This is a genomic window from Actinotignum schaalii (assembly GCF_028864145.1).
GTDB lineage: Bacteria > Actinomycetota > Actinomycetes > Actinomycetales > Actinomycetaceae > Actinotignum > Actinotignum schaalii_B.
Genome location: NZ_JARBHJ010000016.1, coordinates 18,844 through 35,292 on the forward strand (window position 1 = coordinate 18,844; position 16,449 = coordinate 35,292).

The window sequence follows — 16,449 nt, forward strand, 5'->3', positions numbered from 1 at the left end:
CGGTGTCCCGAAAGGTTGGATATGCGTTTTTCGATGGGTCGTTCCGGCGCGCGCCACGGCGATACACAGGCGTCCGGTACCTCTTCTCCGCACCGGCGCATGTGGACGGTCATCACCGCGCTGCTGATGGTCCTTGCCGCCGCACTCCTGCAACTCTCACGTACCGGTTCCGATTCGGAGCCGGGTGGGATCGGTAGCGCGAGCAGCGGCACACTCACCGCCTCCCAGGCACTTTCCGCCCTGAGCGAGCTACCCGGAGGCCGCCCCGATTCCGGGCGTGGCTATTCCCGCGCCGAGTTCGGGCTGGAGGACGGCTGGCCGGATACCGATGGAGACGGATGCACTGTTCGTAACGAGGTGCTGCGCCGCGATCTTGCGGGAGTTACCTTCTGGTCGGGGAAGTCCACGCCGCCCGGCTGCGTCGTCGCCACCGGAACCCTGCGCGATCCGTATACCGGAACGGAGATTTCTTTTGACCGCGCGCGGGAACCTCAGGCCGTGACGATTGATCACGTGGTCGCGCTTTATGATGCGTGGCGGGCCGGTGCGCAGGACTGGGACGCGGATACTCGCGCGCGATTTGCCACCGACCCGCTCAATTTACTCGCGGTCTCCGGGGCGGCGAATAAGGAGAAAGGGCACGCCACCGCCGCGCGGTGGCTGCCGGATAATCCGGCTTTTGTGTGCGAATACGCCGCGCGGCAGGTGGCGGTCAAGCGTGCTTACGGGCTTCGGGTCGACGACGACGAACGTCACGCCCTGCACGAGGTGCTATCCGATTGCGTCCGGTAAGCCGCGGTTGCGGATGACGCTTTCCATAGTCACTCCCGCTAGCGAACTCCGCTCACACACTTTGCAAGGGTTGGATTCTCTCCAGCTCGTCTCCCAGCGCATCCGCTTCTTTCTCAAGGTCATAACGGGTTTGCAGATTGATCCAAAACTGTGCGCTGGTACCAAAGAACTGACTGAGCCGCAGCGGGGCAGTATGTATTTTCAGAGCTGTACTTCATATGTCGTACATGCGAAGTACACCCCAGAAAAACACCCCTCCCGCCAGCGCGGTGGGACGACTCGCATCGCCACCAGCACCGCAAAAAGCAACGTCCCGACGGGAAGCCCCGTAAAAAGCAACGCCTCAACCGAGAGCCACACAGGATGCAAGTCCACGACACCGAAACAATTTCTTAACGTACTTGCAGTTGCACTTTGTGGCAAACGGGTGGGTGCCCGGAGACACGCGGTCCGAGCACCCACCCGTGTTAGTAGGAAATATGGATCTTAGCGGCGCACCGTTGGGGTATCGGTGCCGTTGCCGTCCCAGTCGCCCATGAAGAGCTCGTCGCTCACGCGCCCGTACGGGAGTGCGTAATCAGCGTTTCCGCTCGTCAGAGAGTTATTGACGTGGATGGTATTGCCGCGGCGGATCGAGAGGGTATCCCGGCCATCACCGTTGAAATCCCCCGCAAGGGTGGTATCGCTAGTCCGACCGTAGGAGAAGGAGGCATCTGCTGCGCCACTGGCCAGAGAATTCTTCACATAGAAAACATTCCCCCGCCGCACCGCAAACGTATCAACACCATCACCATCCCAATCACCGACCAGGACCTCATCACCAACCCGGCCATAGGAGAACACGGCATCCGCCACGCCACTGGCCAGAGAATTCTTCACATAGAAAACATTCCCCCGCCGCACCACAAACGTATCAACACCATCACCATCCCAATCACCGACCAGGACCTCATCACCAACCCGGCCATAGGAGAACACGGCATCCGCCACGCCACTGGCCAGAGAATTCTTCACATAGAAAACATTCCCCCGCCGCACCACAAACGTATCAACACCATCACCATCCCAATCACCGACCAGGACCTCATCGCCGGCCCGGCCATAGCTGAAAACGAGGTCGGCCACGGTGGTCTGCCAGTTATTGGATAGGTAGAACATATTTCCGGTGCTCGGTGCCGGCGCGGGTGCCGGTTCGGATGTTGGCGCCGGCACAGGTGCCGGTTCGGATGTAGGCTCCGGCCGCGTGGGTTCCGGTGCAGGCTGAGTCGGTTCGGGCGCGCTCGGCTCCGGTGAAGTCGGCTCCGGCTCAGGTTGAGTAGGCTCAGGTTGAGTAGGCTCCGGCGCAGGCTGCGTAGGAGTTGGCACCGGCGCGGGATCCTCCTGCTCCGGAATCACCTTGAGCCCCACCTTGAAGGGGTCATGATCCGAGGAACGGAAAGCGCTCTCGTCCCACAGATCCTTGATGTTGTAGTTATAGCGGGAGTATTCCAGGGCCACTGCCTCGGGGGAATTAATATTCCACACCTGCCCGCCGGTGGCGAGCTTCGCGGCGGCTGGATTCGCCAGCACGTGATCGAGCGAACCCACCAGCCCCGAGAATTGATAGGTGTAGGTATCCGGCTGGAAATGCGCGTGCAGGTTGGTATACCCGGCCTTCTCAAAGACCCCGATCGGATCTTCCTTCGAATAAGAGTTGAGATCCCCCACCACGAACACCGGTTTATCGGCAAACTCCGCCGCGATCCAATCGCGCAGCGTCTCCGCCTGCTTGGTGCGCAAAAGGTTGTTATTGCCCTGGTACACATCCTCGTCATTCGCGATCTTCTTGGATAGCGACCCCTTGGACTTGAAATGGTTGGCAATCACCACGAACTCCGGGCCCACGCCTTCGCCATCCACAACCGCCTGGAAGCTTTGCGCCAGCGGCTGGCGCGCGGTTCCGGTGTACCACTCGCTATTGAGGATCTGCGAGGGCCCCACCGCCCGCACCTTGTCCTTCTGGTAGATAAAAGCAAGGCGAATATAGTCCTCATTCTCCCCCACCTTCGCCGGGGAAGGAACATAAGCCCAGCGCTCCGCCTTCGCGTCCGCATTGAGGGCCGCGACTAGCTCCCGCACCGCCGTATCACGATCCCCGCCGGAGACCCGGGCGGTATTCTCAATTTCTTGCAGCCCGAGCACGCTGGCGTCCAGTTCATTGATAGCCCGCACAATCTTGGTTTGCTGACGTGCGAAGGACTCCGGGGTATAGGCCCCGCGCACCTTGCACCGATTCGCCGCGATGGGATTACCTTCGCGGTCGGTGTAGGAACGGCATCCCTTCTCATTTTCACCGAGGCTGGTGAAGTAGTTGAGCACATTAAAGGAGGCGAGGGAAATATCCCCGTCCAGTTTCCCGGGCGCGCCCGCGCGGGTGTTCTCAAAAGTGACGACCTCGGTGGAGCGATCCGTCCCATCTTCCAGGGTCACCGGGAAACGCGGCTGCAATTTCCAGGAATTATTACGGAAGTCCATAATGAGCCCGCCCTGGAGAGTGGCGGCGGCCCCCACTCGCACCGGCACGCCCTTGGCGGAGGCATTATCGGCAAAGAGGTAGGGCACCGGCACATTCGTTTGGGCATTGCGCCCGAAGTAGGCCCGCGAGCGCCCATCATCCAATACCAGCACATTCGCCGCGTTATAGGCATCCAGTGCCTGCACCTGCTCCGGATTCTCGCTCGGGTTGAAACGTTCGCTGGGCTGCCACAGCGGCTGGGTGCCGCAGGCCAGGCCCACTTCGCCGTACTGGTTGGTGGCATAGTTATTGGTCACCGTGAGCGGCCCGGTTACCCGCACGAGCATGCCCTCCACCGCTTCGCGCTGCGCGGCCGTGGCATTGCAGGCAATCTCGACCGGCTCAGGAGCGGCCGGTTTTTCCTCCAGCGCCGTGATAGCAGCGGCATTAATTTCGGTCAGTCCGTAAAATTCGGTAACCGCGCCGCGCACTTCCACATAGGCACCGGCCTCCAGCTGGGCAGCCGCCGTTCCGTAGACGAAAATACCGTGGGAGGCATCGGTATGTTCCACCCCGGGTGTTTGGATATAGGCCCCGTTGAGCCCGCCTTCCGGGTAGGCCGCGGTTACGACGCCGCGCGTGGTCACTTCCTGCCCGGCGAGCGGACTTGCCTGCCCATTTCCCTGGATCTGCGCGATGGGCACGGGCACGGCCGGATCGCTTGTGGTTCCCGTGCCGGGGTCCGTTGTTGGATCGGTGCCGGGACCGGTGCTCGGCTCGGGTTGCGGCTGGGTGCCGGGATCCGGGTGGCCCGGAGTTGCGCCGTCGTTCGCCCGTCCCGGCGTAGCCGGAACAACACTAAAATCGGCCGAATTATTATTCGTATCCGAACCGTTGGGAATGCGAGAAGCGGAGTTCGCGGCCATCTGGGAATTGGAGCCCACGCGGGCTGCCTCGCCTTCCGCCACGCTTGCGTTTCCGTATCCAACCAGGTCAATAGCGGTGGCGGGATCGGCCAGAGCCGCGTCAATACGGGACGACGGCGCCAGCACCACAATCCCGCCCTTGGCCCCAAGGTTGAGCGGGGAAGTGACACCCTCCGGGAGCTGAGAACCGTTGGGGCCATTCGATCCGGCACTTACCACCAGATAAGCCCCGGCCTCCAAGCTGCCGCTCAGGGCCACTTTGGAAGAAATGTTCTTCCCGTGGCTCGCTGAATAGCCCAGGGCCAGATCGCTCAGGTCAACGGCCACCGAGCTCGGGTTATACAGCTCAACGTATTTATGAGTGTAGGTGGACCCGGAGGACCCACCCCGCGTATAAATCTCATTAATAACAATTCCGGAACCGTCCGGCGCGGCGAACGCCGGAAGGAGGCAGACGCCGGGAACCATCAAAGCCGTGGCCGATAGTACCGCAACGCCCGCGAGGGCACGTTTTTTCACGTTGCGACCTTTCTGTGCGATCCGCGCGTGGCGGGCGCGGAGGGTGATTCACGCCGCCTCCACGTTAGCGGTGCCGCATCGCCAACTCTTAAACACCGGGTAAACACCCGGTGACTCTGGCGCGCGGGCGCACCCGTTCCAGGCTAGACCGGGTCGTCGTCGAGCAGCCCGGCGCGCGTCATATCCACCGCAACCCCAATGCGTCCTTCCACACCCATTTTCGCCACGATAGCGGCCAGGTGGGTTTTCACCGTGGATTCGGATAGGTGCAGTTTCTCCCCGATATCGCGATTCGACAGCCCCAGCGAGACCTGCCGGGCTACCTCGAGTTCGCGGGCGGTGAGCCGCGCGATTTTTTCCTGGGCACGCCGGCGCGCGCTCACGGTGCGGGTCGCCGCCAAGTATTCGTATACCTGCTTGGCCGCCCGCGGGGAGAGGGCGCCGTCCCCGGCTGCCACATTGCGGATCGCCTGGAGGAGAACCTGGGGGTCTTCCGATTTGAGAATAAAACCGGAGGCGCCGGCTTCCGCGGCTCGCACCGCTTCATCATCAGCATCCAGGGTGGTCACCACGATCACCTGGGGTGGATGCGGGAAACTCCGCAGCTGGCGCGTGGCTTCGATTCCGTCCATCCCTCCGGGCATCGCCACGTCCATGAGCACGACGTCGACCTTCACCGCGGTGAGAGTTTCCAAAGCTTCGCGGGCCGTACCCGCCTGCGCCACAACCTCACTATCCCGCTCCGGGCTCAGGTTAATAATTTGCACCAGGAGACGGCGAACCATCGGATCGTCATCCACGACCATAACGCGAATAGGTGAGGAAATCGGCACCGAGCTATTTTACCATTCCAGGAGTGCCACCCCGGGTACTCCCGTCCCAGGGTAGGTGCACATGAACTGCGAAAACACCGCCCGTGGTGCTGAAGGTGGCGCGCCCGCCCAGGGCCTGGGCCCGCGCCTGCACCCCGCGCAATCCCGAGCCTGCCCCGCGGACGCTTTCGCCCTGTTCACCTTCAGGTGTGGCAGGCATGGCATTGCGCACCGCGATATCGAGCCCCTGCTCGGGACCACCACTCACCCGCACCCGGGTGGTTTCTTCCGGGGCGTATTTCACCGCGTTAGTGAGCAATTCTTGGACGATGCGGTAGCACGCCGTCGTTACCGCGGCCGGGGCGCGTTCCGCATCCGTAATAAAAACATTGGCGACGACGGGATGCCCCGCCGCCAGCACCTTATCGATATGATCCGCTAATTCGGTGAGGGAACGCGGCGGGCGATAGGCCGAGGAACTCGGATCACGCATCACCCGCACGAGGGAACGCAAATCATCGGTGGCCTGCCGGGAAGATTCCCGCAGCGACCTGGCCGCTTCTTCTAAATCGGCATCCCCGCGCGCCAGCAATTCCAAAGAACCGGCCTGCAGGCTCATAATGGCCAGCTGGGACCCGATGGAATCGTGAATTTCCCGGGCCAGGGCATCGCGTTCTTCTTTGCGGGTGAGCTGGGTTTCCAGCTCCTCGGAGGCGGCGGCCGAGGCTTGGAGTTCCTCGCTGGTGGATTCCAGCCGATCATGGGTTTCTTGGAGTTCTGCGGTGGCACTGCGCCACAGCCCCCACCCGATAGGAAGGAGCACCGCCACCGCGTAGAGAACCAGGAGCGGCACAATATTATTCGGGAAATCATCCAGCGGATTCTGGTGGTTGAGGAAGCCCATCACCCAGGACGAGTTGTAATCTTTCCCGGTCAGTTCGCGGGCGAATTGCCAGGCGGTAATGAGGGCATACATGGCGCAGACGCCCAGGGCGCGGCGTCGTCGCCCCTGCACGCGGGCCCCCGCAAGATAGCGCGGCAGCAAAAACCCGACCACGGGGCCGATAGCGCCCAGCGTGGAACACACGGCCGCAACCGCGAGCGCGCGGCGCGGATAGCGTTCCCGGCGCGCCACCCACACGCCCGCCGTAATGCCGCAGCACATGGAGAGGAAAATAGCGGCTTCGTCGAGGGTGCCGAGCCAGCCGGGAAGCGCGCGGATTTTTGTGCGCTCAATCTGGTAGCCGACCCCCACCGCCATGACGATATATATGGCGGCTGTTTTGAGGTAGAAGGGGATGGCGGCCGGCCCGCGCCGGCGCGCTGGATTCTGGCCCGCACGCGCCGCCGCACCGCTGCGATTCTTCGGCGCGTGATCTGTCATGCCTGTGATTGTACGACCCGCCCGCGCGCTCCAGAACCGCCGTTCGGCCCGCGGATAATACCCGAAGGGATGAGCCGGCTCTGCCCATGTGGAGGATGTGCCCGCCGCGCGGCCCTTCTACCCTGGAGGCGATACGTGAGCGACTCTGGCCGCCGGCTTATGACCGGGCCGGGGCGGCGCCCACCGCTGTAGATAAAGAAAGGTTCTCGCATGTCAGCATCCACGCCGCCGGTGTACGGCGCAGTTCCCGCTCCGGAGCAGAAAAAGAATTGGTTTGCGCGCCATAAGCTCCTTACCGCGCTCCTCGTTATTGTGGTGCTCGCGGTTATCGGTGCCTCGCTCTCGAAGCAATCCGATGGCAAGCCTGCCGCCAGCTCCAGCTCGCAGGCCGCCGATAGCGCCGCCGCTGGGAACGCTGCGGATAGCGCGGATAAGGCAGATAAGAAGGCCGAGTCCGAGGGCGCGCAGGATAATAAGAACGACGACGCAACCGTGGGCATCGGCACTCCTGTCATTCTCGGTGATTTTGAAGTGACCGTGACGAATGTGGACAAGGGCGTGAGCCATATCGGCAATGACGTGCTCGGTAAGGATGCCACGGGTCAGTACGTCATTGTGGACGTAACCGTGAAGAACACCGGGAAGGAAGCGGCTGGATTCTCCGAATCGGAGCAGAAGCTCGTGGATACCGAGGGGCGCCAGCATTCGGTTTCCGGCGATTCCCTGTATCTGGGCGATGCGTCGATGATTTACGAGAAGGTCAATCCGGGGAATACCGTGACCGGGAAGCTGCTCTACGATGTGCCAGCCGACGCGGTTCCGGCCAAGCTGGAGCTGGAAACCGGGTGGATCCATAACGCGACCGTCACCTTGCAGTAAACGCTGATTACTTCGCTGATACCGCTGCGCGGTTATCGCCTGGCGTTTATCTTCGCGGCCCTTCGCTCTAGAATCGAGCGAGGGGCCGCAGCACATTCACCCAGCTGAGCGGGCTCCGCGGCAGCACTCTTAGCCATGAAGAAGCGAAGGAAGGCGGCTCTCAGCTATGTCACAGCTCGACACTATCTGGTGGCAGGTTTTTGCCCTGGGCGCCTGCGGGGCGCCCATTCGCGAGGGGCATAACCCCCTAACCGCGGCCGGGGAGATTCCCGAAGCCACTCCCGGTGAACACCGTTTACGAGCCTTGGATCCGTGGCTGGATTATCTTATTGAGCTCGGCGCGAATGGCCTGCTCCTCACCCCGATTTTCGCTTCCGTTTCCCACGGTTACGACACCCTCGATCATTTCCGCCTCGATCCGCGCCTGGGCGATAACGCGGATATCACCCATCTCATTGAAGAAGCGCACCGCCGCGGCATCCGGGTGCTGTTCGACGGGGTTTTCAACCATATTTCCCGCTTCCACCCGCAGGTGGAGGAGCTGGGCCTGCGCACCGAGAGCGGCGATTTCCACACCTGGGAAGGCCACGGGGATCTCATTACCCTCGATCATTCTTCGCCGCACGTGCGCGAGCTGGTCCGCGAGGTCATGGAATTCTGGCTGGAACGCGGTATTGACGGCTGGCGCCTAGACGTGGCCTACGCGGTTCCGACCGATTTTTGGGCCGAGGTGCTCGGGAAAGTCCGCGAGCGATTCCCGGAAGCTCTGTTCCTGGGCGAAGTTATCCACGGTGACTATTCCGATTTTGTGGCGCGGTCCAGGGTGGATACGCTCACCCAGTACGAACTCTGGGCCTCGATCCGCCAATCCATCGCTTCGCGTAATTTCTGGGAGCTGGACTGGAATCTGGGGCGGCACGCGCAGTTCTGCGAACATTTCATTCCCAATACTTTCATCGGCAATCACGATGTGGAACGTATTGCCACGGCGGTGGGTCCGGCCGGCGCGGTGCTGGCCGCCGCGGTGCTGTTCACCGTTCCGGGAATGCCCTCGATTTATTACGGGGACGAACAGGGCTTCACGGGAACTAAACTCGAGGGCTTTTCTGCCGACGACCAGTTGCGCCCGCCCCTGCCCGAACGCCCCGAACAACTCTCTGACCTGGGCGCCGGGATATATAGCGCCTACCGCGCTCTCATCGCGCTGCGCCGCACCCACCCGTGGCTCACCCGCGCCCGCCTTGAGGTCACGGGCAAGGATAATACCTGGATCGAGTACCGCGTGTGGGAGCGTGAGCACGACGACGCAGCCCCCGGCGGTGTGGACTCCGGCCAACCCGCCGAGCTGCGGGTGCGCCTCGATCTCGAGCCGCACCCGCGCGTTCGTATCACCGGCGTTGCTGCCGGAACTGCGGGCGCGAGCGCCACGGGCGATAGCAACTCGGGCGCTGGCGACGCGACTACCACCGCCGGGAATCCGGGCGGCGAAGTTGAGCTCTTCTTCTGGCACGCCGACGCGGAAAGCGGGGAGTAAACAATGCTTATCCTCCTCCCTCCTTCGGAAGGGAAAACCGCACCGGCCAGCGGCCCCACTCTGGATCTCAGCGCCCTGAGCATCCCGGAATTCACCGCGCTGCGCGCCGAACTGGTGGCGGAGCTGGAAGCCGTATCTCGCCGCCCCGATGCCCTTGATATTCTCGGGGTGGGTCCGAGCATTGCTGGTGAAGTCGCCACGCAAATCACGCTGCGGGAACAGCCCTGCGCTCCGGCCTGGCAGGTCTATACCGGAGTGCTCTACCAGGCTCTCGATATGGGAAGCTTTTCTGCCACCCAACTCACCCGCGCCGGCGAGCACACCCTGATTTTCTCCGGTCTTTTCGGAGCCACGTCACCGCTTGACCTCATCCCCTCCTACAGGTTGGGAATGAACGTAGAACTGGGCGGCGCGAAGATTTCGGCCCGCTGGGCACCCCTCTGGCCGGTTCTTAACAGTCGGGCCACCGGTTTGGTCATCGACGCGAGATCCGGTGCCCATGCGGGATGGAAGGTGCCAGCTAGCTGCGACGTCGTGAAAATAACCGCCACCCGCATCACGGGCGCAACGTCCCGTACGATCTCGCACGCCGCGAAATATTTTCGCGGGCGGGTGGCACGCCTGGCTCTCCTGGCCGATACCCCGCCGCGCGAAGCTGAAGAATTGGCGGAATTGTGCCAGCAATTGGTGGGCGAAAGAACCGCGGCCGGGGCGATCACCGGGGTGGAATTAGGACCGGCGCGGCGTGGGGTGCGCGAGCTCGCGGTGGTGGAGACCGTGGATGCGGGGCGCGCCCACTAAGCTGGGACCGTGCGTTGTTCGTATTTTGAGGCGGGGACCTGCCGTTCGTGTACCCGGATGGGTGAGGCATACCCCGCTCAGGTAGCGGACAAAGAGGCGCGCCTGGCTGAATTGCTGGCGCCCTTCGACCCGGTGTGGCTACCGCCGGCGCTCTCCCCCGAATCGCATTTTCGCAATAAAGCGAAACTTGCCGTGGGCGGAACCACGCAGGCGCCAACGCTGGGAATTTTGGATCGGGGCATGCGCGGGGTGGACCTGCGCGCATGCGGACTCTACGAAGAGCCCATTACCGCGGCGCTCCCGGTGCTAACCGAGTTCATCGGGCGGGCGCGACTCACGCCTTTCGACGTGCCGAGCGGGCGCGGGGAATTGAAGAATATTCTCCTCACCGCGGCGCCGAGCGGTGAGCTGCTACTACGTTTTGTGCTGCGCTCAACCGAATCGGTGGTGCGGATTCGCAAGCATCTGCCCTGGTTACGTGCGCAACTCCCGAACGCGCGGGTTATTTCTGTCAATTTGCTGCCGCAGCGCGCCGCCCTCGTGGAAGGCGAGGAAGAGATTGTGCTGACGGCGGAGGATACGCTCCCCTTCCCGCTCGGCACGGTCACGCTCTACCTCACCCCGCGTTCCTTCTTCCAGACGAATACCACGATTGCCCGGGCGATGTACGCACAGGCGCGAGACTGGGCCGCCGGTTTGGAGGGGCTGCGCACGGTATGGGACTTGTATTGCGGGGTGGGTGGTTTCGCGCTGCACGTGGCCGGCCCGGGGCGACGCGTGACCGGCGTGGAGATTTCCGAGGCAGCGGTGGATTCCGCGCGCCGCGCTGCCGCGAACGCCGGTAGTTCCGCGCAGTTTTTTGCCGGCGACGCCGCACGTGCCGCCGGCAAGCTCGGCGGCACGCCCGATCTGCTCATCGTTAATCCACCCCGGCGTGGCCTGACAGATCTCACCGAGTGGATTGCGGTCAATCCCCCGCGCTGGCTCATCTATTCATCGTGCAATCCCACCACGCTGGCCAAAGACCTGGGGCTGCTGGATGGCTTTGCCGTGCACGAAGCACGCCTCATGGACATGTTCCCGCAAACCGGGCACATGGAATGCATGGTGCTGGCCGAGCGGGTGGATTAAGCGGGGCCGCACCAAGCGCTAAGCGCCAAGAGTCACACCGGCCAAATCACACCGCCAGTTCCCGATAACGCCCACTTGCACATGCCAATACATAAGCACCTCCTCTTCTATAGGAGGGGTATTTTATGGCCACGACAGCTAATCTCTACGTCCGCATCGATCCCGATGTCAAAGAGCAAGCAGAGTACATTCTTAATTCTCTGGGACTCCCGCCGTCGAGTGCTATTACCATGTTTTATAAGCAGATTATTCAGCAGCAAGGGCTTCCCTTTGACGCAAAGCTCTCGTATAGAAAACCAGTCGGCATCAGCTCGCTGACTCGAGATGAATTGATGCTCGAATTGGACAAAGGCTACCAGTCAATCCTGTCCGGAGATACCGAGCCGGCAGACGAGGTATTTGAAGCCTTGGACAAGGAATTTAATGCATGAGCTATGCCGTAGTTATTTCACGAGAAGCCAAGGAAGACCTACGGTCCATCTATGCCTATATCGCATTCAATCTTCGGTCTCCCCGAATTCGGTCTCCCCAAACCGCACAGAGGCCAATAAGTAGAATCAAAATGGCGACAAAAGGCCTTAACAACTTCCCGAAGCGGCATAGGCTCGCTAACTTTGAACCGTACAGAAGCCGTGGACTCCGCATTAATTCATGTGATAATTACCTTATTTTTTACTTCACGCAGGAATCGGTCAAAGAAGTTCTTATTTCAAGAGTACTGTGCGCTAAAAGGAATATCGAAAGCGCATTGGCGAACTAAAATACGTTTTCCACATCATATACAATACTGGATTCTCATAACGAGACCAGCTTGCCAAGAATAAGCTACCTTGCAGAACTTCATACCCTATATGCGTCTTTAAGGAGTCGGTCTACTTCATCTGCACTATATGATTTTCCGCTCGCCAGAGAGTCGATTCCTTTTTGCAACTCTACGGTCAGTTCTTCTTGCGACAGATTACCTAAGGCAACTGGTTCAACCGACATCCGAAAATCTGCCGGCACCTCTACAGGCTCATCCTTGGTAGTCGTCATAAAGCCTCCTTTTCACCGCTGCTACAGTACTGTGGTTGTCACGGTAACTCCTTAGAGTTAATCCACAACCACACTGCCGCCTGTTGCCGGGATACCCGCGTTGTACATGCGCGGTTATCCTCCGGTCACTTGTGCTTCCCTGAGTGCGATAGCAGAATCACCACATGGCTACCCCAGAACTCACCAAATCATTGCAGTAGCATCTACCAAATCATTGCAGTAAACCTTACCAGATCATTGCAGTAGAAACTGATCAATCGGCCCAATATCAAGGGAAAACCCGGCCGGCGCCGCTATTGCACACCAACGCAGTTCGCTCCCAGCTCGCGGCTTCCACACTCACCGCAAACCGTAGCGTTTGAGGTGACGCTGGGCGCGCGCGGAGTTGTCATTCTGCAAGGCGAGCAGTTCTGCGTAGATACCCCCGGATTCAGCGAGCTCAGCCGGACTACCCACCTCATCAATGCGCCCGGCGCGCAGAGTAATAATGCGGTCCACGCTGGCGATGGTCGAGAGTCGGTGCGCGATAATAATCGAAGTGCGATCCTTCATGAGTTCTTCCAAACCGGCCTGCACCCACCGCTCGGAGCGAGTATCCAGCGCGGAGGTCGCTTCGTCCAGTACCAGAACCGGGGCGGCTTTGAGCATCGCACGAGCCACCGCGATGCGCTGGCGTTGCCCACCGGAAAGCTTGAGCCCGCGCTCCCCGATGACAGTGTCATAGCCGTGGGCAAAGCGCCGAATAAAACGATCCGCGTGGGCACGGGTTGCGGCGTCGAGAATTTCTTCTTCGGTAGCATCCGGGCGTCCGTAAGCAATATTTTCCCGAATTGTTCCGGAGAAAAGTGCCGGATCCTGGAAAACTACCCCGATAGCGGCCCTCACCTGCCGAAGCGACAAATCCGCGATATCGCTGCCGAAGAGCTCAATGTGCCCGGCCCGCGGTTCGTAGAGCCCCAGAAGAAGCGAGGTGAGAGTGGTTTTCCCACCTCCAGATTCGGAAACGAAAGCCACTCGTTCCCCCGGCTCGATAGTGAAACTAACATCGCGTAAGACATCTGGATCTGTGCCGTATCCAAAAGTCACGTTCTCGAAACGAATTGCCGGCACATCAGGCTGAGCCTCCACCGCGTTGTGGTGGAGCGTGCGGGCCGTACGCGGGCGGGCCGGTGCGGCGTCGTCGTTAAAAGTAGGGTCAGCTCCGCCAGAAAGAGCAGCGGAGTTGGATATAACGGGGCGCTGCCCGCGTTCGGTTTCGGTGAGCTCCATAACCTCGAAATAGTCGCGCGAGCCGGCGATGGCGTGCTGGGTGGTGTCCACGATCCAGCTCATTGACATGACTGGGCGGCGCGCCATCCCCACGAGCTGCACCAAGATGACCATATCTCCCACGGAAAATTGGCCGCGGGCGGTGCGCAGGAAAATAATGGCGTAAATCGCGAAGAAAATAATGGCCATAACCATACGGCGCAGGAAATCCATACCGTGCCAGTGGCGGGATTGCTTGGCGGTGAGACTCTCGGCGTGCTCGTAGTGGCGGGCGAAATGCGCGAGTTCGCCGCGTTCACGGGTGAAGGATTTGACCACGCGGATCTGGCCGATTACTTCGTTGAAGCGCCCGCCGGCCACATCGATATCTTCGTTTTTCTGCGCTTCTAGGCCCTGCCAGCGCCGCGAGGTGAGGGCCGTCAGCCACATGTAGATCGGGAAAATAATAAGCAGAAGGAGGCAGAGTAACGGGGAATATATAAAGGAAATAACCAGGACGGCCAGCACCGTGAGCAGCGTGGTGAAAAAGGAGTTCGCGAAGCTTTTGACGAAATTCGTGACCTCCATAATGGAGCGGTTGAGGCGCGAGGTGATGGTGCCGGTGAGTTCGCGATCAAAATAATCTTGGGGAAGGGTGAGGAGTTTATCGAAATAGCGCACGGAGAGGATGGAGCGCATTTTTTGGCTCATGAGATCTCCGGCGTATCCGCCCAGCGAGTCCACGGTGGTGGAGAAAAAGTCGATGGCGAGGAACGCGCCCGCCAGCAGGATCACCCGCCGCACCGCCACCCCAACGTCGAGGCTGCCGCTCACGGCAGCAACGGCGGTATCGGTGGCGGCCCCGAGCACGAAGGGAACGATAATGGTTCCGGCGGTTACGAGGATGGAGGCGAGTGCCACCGCCACGTAGTAGCGCGACAGCGCGGAGGTGAAACGAAAAATTCTTAGCAGTGCGTGCACATAGTGACCCTAGCAGTACTGCGCGGTGTTCCCGGGACGTTCGCGTGCCGCGCCGCTTTCGTGGTTGTAGTCGCGGCTGTGGTCACGTTCGTGGTTGTAGTCGCGGCTGTGCTCCCGATCCAGCTGCACCGCGAGCGCGGCGAGGAGCAAATCAAGGGTATGGGGTTGGTAGCGAGCCAGTTCGGAACCGGGATGGCGGGTGGAACTCGCCGTGGAGCTTGCGCGAGAAGGCCCGGTAGTTTCTTGGGCGTGTAGCTGCGCGAGGCGCTGAGCAGCCTGGTGGCGCAGATATTCGCGTAGATCTTTATGGCCGCGGGTAAGAACGACGTCGCCATCCGCCCCGGCAGCGAAAATCCGGCGAGCATGGGCGCGCCGCTCGTTAGCGCGTTCCCGCTCCGCCGCGAGTTCTTGTTCGGCGCGCTGGAGGGAGCGGGTGAGCTGGTCAATACGCTCTTGCATCTGGAGGATGCGGGCGATTCCGGCCAGATTGATACCATCTTCCTGCGACATGCGTTGAATTTCTTGGAGTCGTTCCACATCCTCCAGGGAGTAGCGCCGCCCGCCTCCGCGAGTGCGCCTGGCAGATACCAGCCCCAGGCGGTCATATTGGCGCAGCGTCTGGGCATGCATACCCGCAAGTTCGGCCGCTACTGACACCGTGAGTAGCGGTGCGCGTCGATTCGCCATACCTCCTCAACCTCCTTCATTGGGGTTCCGGGCCCGGCCCCGGGTGGGGCCGGGCTAGCCGAACGCCTTGTTCCTTGTGCCGCTTCGCTATTCTGTCGCCTACACCTTCGCCATGCGGATGAAATCCGCCCGCGGGTCGGCGTCGCTTGTGGCTTTGGCGAACAGTTCCACGGTTTTACGGGCATCATCCGAAAGCCGGGTGGGAACCACAACCTTGAGACGCACGTACATATCCCCGGCGGATCCCTTGGCCGTGAGGCCCTTGCCGCGTACCCGCAGAATTTTGTCCGTGGAAGAACCGGCCGGGATTTTCACCCGGACGGTCTTACTTGCCAGCGTTGGTACTTCTACGGTAGCCCCGAGAGCGGCTTCCGGGAAAGATACCGGGACGTTGACGTACACGTCCTTACCCTGCACATCGAAAACCGGGTGGGGTTCCACGTGGACGGTCACGATAATATCGCCGGCCGGCCCACCGTTGAGACCCGGGTGGCCCTTCCCGGCGATCCGAATTTTCTGACCATCGCTCACCCCGGCGGGGACTTTCGCGGTCACGGATTTACCGGAGGCCGTCTGGATTTTCACGGTGGCACCGTCCACAGCCTGACGGAGCGGGAGCGAGACTGCGGCAGTCATATCCGCACCCTTCTGGGCCCGACGCTGGGAGCCGAAGCCGGAGAAGCCACCGCCTCCCTGACCGCCCCCGAAAAGTCCGCCTAGGACATCCTCGAAATTGCCACCGAAGCTACCCCCGCGGGCACCGCCCGCGGAAGATGAGGCGTGGTAGGTTCCGCCGCGGCCGCCGGAGAACATCGAGAAGATGTCCTCAAAACCGCCGCTGCCTTGCCCACCGGCCCGGAAGCGGGGCCCGCCGGCCCCGAGAGCCCGGATCGCATCGTATTGTTTGCGATCCTCCGGGTTGGAGAGAACCTGGTAGGCCTCCCCCACCTTCTTGAACTTTTCTTCGGCGTCCTTCGAACCGCCATTCCGATCGGGGTGGTAACGGCGGGATAGCTTCCGGTAGGCCTTTTTAATATCCTCCTGGGTGGCGTCTTTTTTCACGCCGAGTTCCTGGTAGAAATCCTTATCGAGCCAATCTTGGCTTGCCCCTGCCATATGCTCACCTCCCCTTTCTTATCGTGCTGAGTATGCTCGGTGAAATTAGTGTGTACTCCGTATTGTTGCTACCTACGTACGGGTGGGTGCCGCGCGGGCCGGCCGTGTAT

The 16,449-nt window shown here is 61.2% G+C and carries 14 protein-coding genes; 7 read left to right on the top strand and 7 right to left on the bottom strand.

All coding sequences use genetic code 11. The annotated features are described in order from the left end of the window. Positions 1–21 precede the first annotated feature (21 nt). Complete coding sequence (locus PWJ82_RS04685) at positions 22–792, top strand: HNH endonuclease family protein (protein ID WP_274732366.1); 771 nt, start codon at positions 22–24, stop codon at positions 790–792. Positions 793–1,278: 486 nt separating this feature from the next. Here PWJ82_RS04685 and PWJ82_RS04690 read toward each other — a convergent pair whose 3' ends face one another. The 3 genes from PWJ82_RS04690 to PWJ82_RS04700 form a co-directional block, all read right to left on the bottom strand. Further along, positions 1,279–4,731 carry an ExeM/NucH family extracellular endonuclease gene (locus PWJ82_RS04690; protein WP_274735546.1) on the bottom strand — a complete coding sequence of 1,151 codons (3,453 nt, stop codon included), beginning with the start codon at positions 4,729–4,731 and terminating at the stop codon, positions 1,279–1,281. A 143-nt stretch (positions 4,732–4,874) separates the two neighbouring features. Then, on the bottom strand, positions 4,875–5,564 hold the full coding sequence (locus PWJ82_RS04695) for a response regulator (protein WP_274734327.1): 690 nt from the start codon (positions 5,562–5,564) through the stop codon (positions 4,875–4,877). Positions 5,565–5,568: 4 nt separating this feature from the next. Next, positions 5,569–6,927, bottom strand: a complete 1,359-nt coding sequence (locus tag PWJ82_RS04700; RefSeq protein ID WP_274734325.1) for a sensor histidine kinase — start codon at positions 6,925–6,927, stop codon at positions 5,569–5,571. Between the two features lie 210 nt (positions 6,928–7,137). Between PWJ82_RS04700 and PWJ82_RS04705 the strand changes: the two genes are divergently transcribed. From PWJ82_RS04705 to PWJ82_RS04730, 6 genes are all read left to right on the top strand, one after another. Further along, the gene (locus PWJ82_RS04705) at positions 7,138–7,806 is read left to right on the top strand and encodes a DUF4352 domain-containing protein (protein ID WP_274734323.1); all 669 of its coding nucleotides are present in this window, start codon (positions 7,138–7,140) and stop codon (positions 7,804–7,806) included. Between the two features lie 166 nt (positions 7,807–7,972). Further along, positions 7,973–9,340, top strand: coding sequence for an alpha-amylase family glycosyl hydrolase (locus PWJ82_RS04710; protein WP_274734321.1), 1,368 nt, complete (start codon positions 7,973–7,975; stop codon positions 9,338–9,340). Positions 9,341–9,343: 3 nt separating this feature from the next. Then, positions 9,344–10,141: a YaaA family protein gene (locus tag PWJ82_RS04715; RefSeq protein WP_274735547.1), complete on the top strand. Its 798-nt coding sequence runs from the start codon at positions 9,344–9,346 to the stop codon at positions 10,139–10,141. Between the two features lie 57 nt (positions 10,142–10,198). After that, positions 10,199–11,272, top strand: a complete 1,074-nt coding sequence (locus tag PWJ82_RS04720; RefSeq protein ID WP_274734319.1) for a methyltransferase domain-containing protein — start codon at positions 10,199–10,201, stop codon at positions 11,270–11,272. Positions 11,273–11,397: 125 nt separating this feature from the next. Further along, positions 11,398–11,703, top strand: coding sequence for a type II toxin-antitoxin system RelB/DinJ family antitoxin (locus tag PWJ82_RS04725; protein ID WP_274734318.1), 306 nt, complete (start codon positions 11,398–11,400; stop codon positions 11,701–11,703). After that, the gene (locus PWJ82_RS04730; protein WP_274734316.1) at positions 11,700–12,032 is read left to right on the top strand and encodes a type II toxin-antitoxin system RelE/ParE family toxin; all 333 of its coding nucleotides are present in this window, start codon (positions 11,700–11,702) and stop codon (positions 12,030–12,032) included. Before PWJ82_RS04725 ends, PWJ82_RS04730 begins: the two co-directional genes overlap by 4 nt. An 80-nt stretch (positions 12,033–12,112) precedes the next feature. Here PWJ82_RS04730 and PWJ82_RS04735 read toward each other — a convergent pair whose 3' ends face one another. From PWJ82_RS04735 to PWJ82_RS04750, 4 genes are all read right to left on the bottom strand, one after another. Beyond that, a complete protein-coding gene (locus PWJ82_RS04735) occupies positions 12,113–12,307 on the bottom strand; it encodes an antitoxin (RefSeq protein WP_274734315.1) in 195 nt (64 codons plus the stop codon). A 339-nt stretch (positions 12,308–12,646) separates the two neighbouring features. Next, a complete protein-coding gene (locus PWJ82_RS04740) occupies positions 12,647–14,536 on the bottom strand; it encodes an ABC transporter ATP-binding protein (protein ID WP_274734314.1) in 1,890 nt (629 codons plus the stop codon). Positions 14,537–14,545: 9 nt separating this feature from the next. Beyond that, a complete protein-coding gene (locus tag PWJ82_RS04745) occupies positions 14,546–15,223 on the bottom strand; it encodes a heat shock protein transcriptional repressor HspR (RefSeq protein WP_274734313.1) in 678 nt (225 codons plus the stop codon). A gap of 99 nt (positions 15,224–15,322) precedes the next feature. Next, positions 15,323–16,339 (bottom strand): DnaJ C-terminal domain-containing protein, encoded by a 1,017-nt coding sequence (locus tag PWJ82_RS04750; RefSeq protein ID WP_274734312.1) that lies wholly within the window; start codon positions 16,337–16,339, stop codon positions 15,323–15,325. Between the last annotated feature and the right edge of the window lie 110 nt (positions 16,340–16,449).

Bases quoted from the DNA above. Each gene is read 5' to 3' on its own strand.
- PWJ82_RS04685 (WP_274732366.1), top strand. From the start codon at position 22: ATGCGTTTTTCGATGGGTCGTTCCGGCGCGCGCCACGGCGATACACAG.
- PWJ82_RS04700 (WP_274734325.1), bottom strand. From the start codon at position 6,927: ATGACAGATCACGCGCCGAAGAATCGCAGCGGTGCGGCGGCGCGTGCG.
- PWJ82_RS04705 (WP_274734323.1), top strand. From the start codon at position 7,138: ATGTCAGCATCCACGCCGCCGGTGTACGGCGCAGTTCCCGCTCCGGAG.
- PWJ82_RS04710 (WP_274734321.1), top strand. From the start codon at position 7,973: ATGTCACAGCTCGACACTATCTGGTGGCAGGTTTTTGCCCTGGGCGCC.
- PWJ82_RS04715 (WP_274735547.1), top strand. From the start codon at position 9,344: ATGCTTATCCTCCTCCCTCCTTCGGAAGGGAAAACCGCACCGGCCAGC.
- PWJ82_RS04720 (WP_274734319.1), top strand. From the start codon at position 10,199: ATGGGTGAGGCATACCCCGCTCAGGTAGCGGACAAAGAGGCGCGCCTG.
- PWJ82_RS04725 (WP_274734318.1), top strand. From the start codon at position 11,398: ATGGCCACGACAGCTAATCTCTACGTCCGCATCGATCCCGATGTCAAA.
- PWJ82_RS04730 (WP_274734316.1), top strand. From the start codon at position 11,700: ATGAGCTATGCCGTAGTTATTTCACGAGAAGCCAAGGAAGACCTACGG.
- PWJ82_RS04735 (WP_274734315.1), bottom strand. From the start codon at position 12,307: ATGACGACTACCAAGGATGAGCCTGTAGAGGTGCCGGCAGATTTTCGG.
- PWJ82_RS04745 (WP_274734313.1), bottom strand. From the start codon at position 15,223: ATGGCGAATCGACGCGCACCGCTACTCACGGTGTCAGTAGCGGCCGAA.
- PWJ82_RS04750 (WP_274734312.1), bottom strand. From the start codon at position 16,339: ATGGCAGGGGCAAGCCAAGATTGGCTCGATAAGGATTTCTACCAGGAA.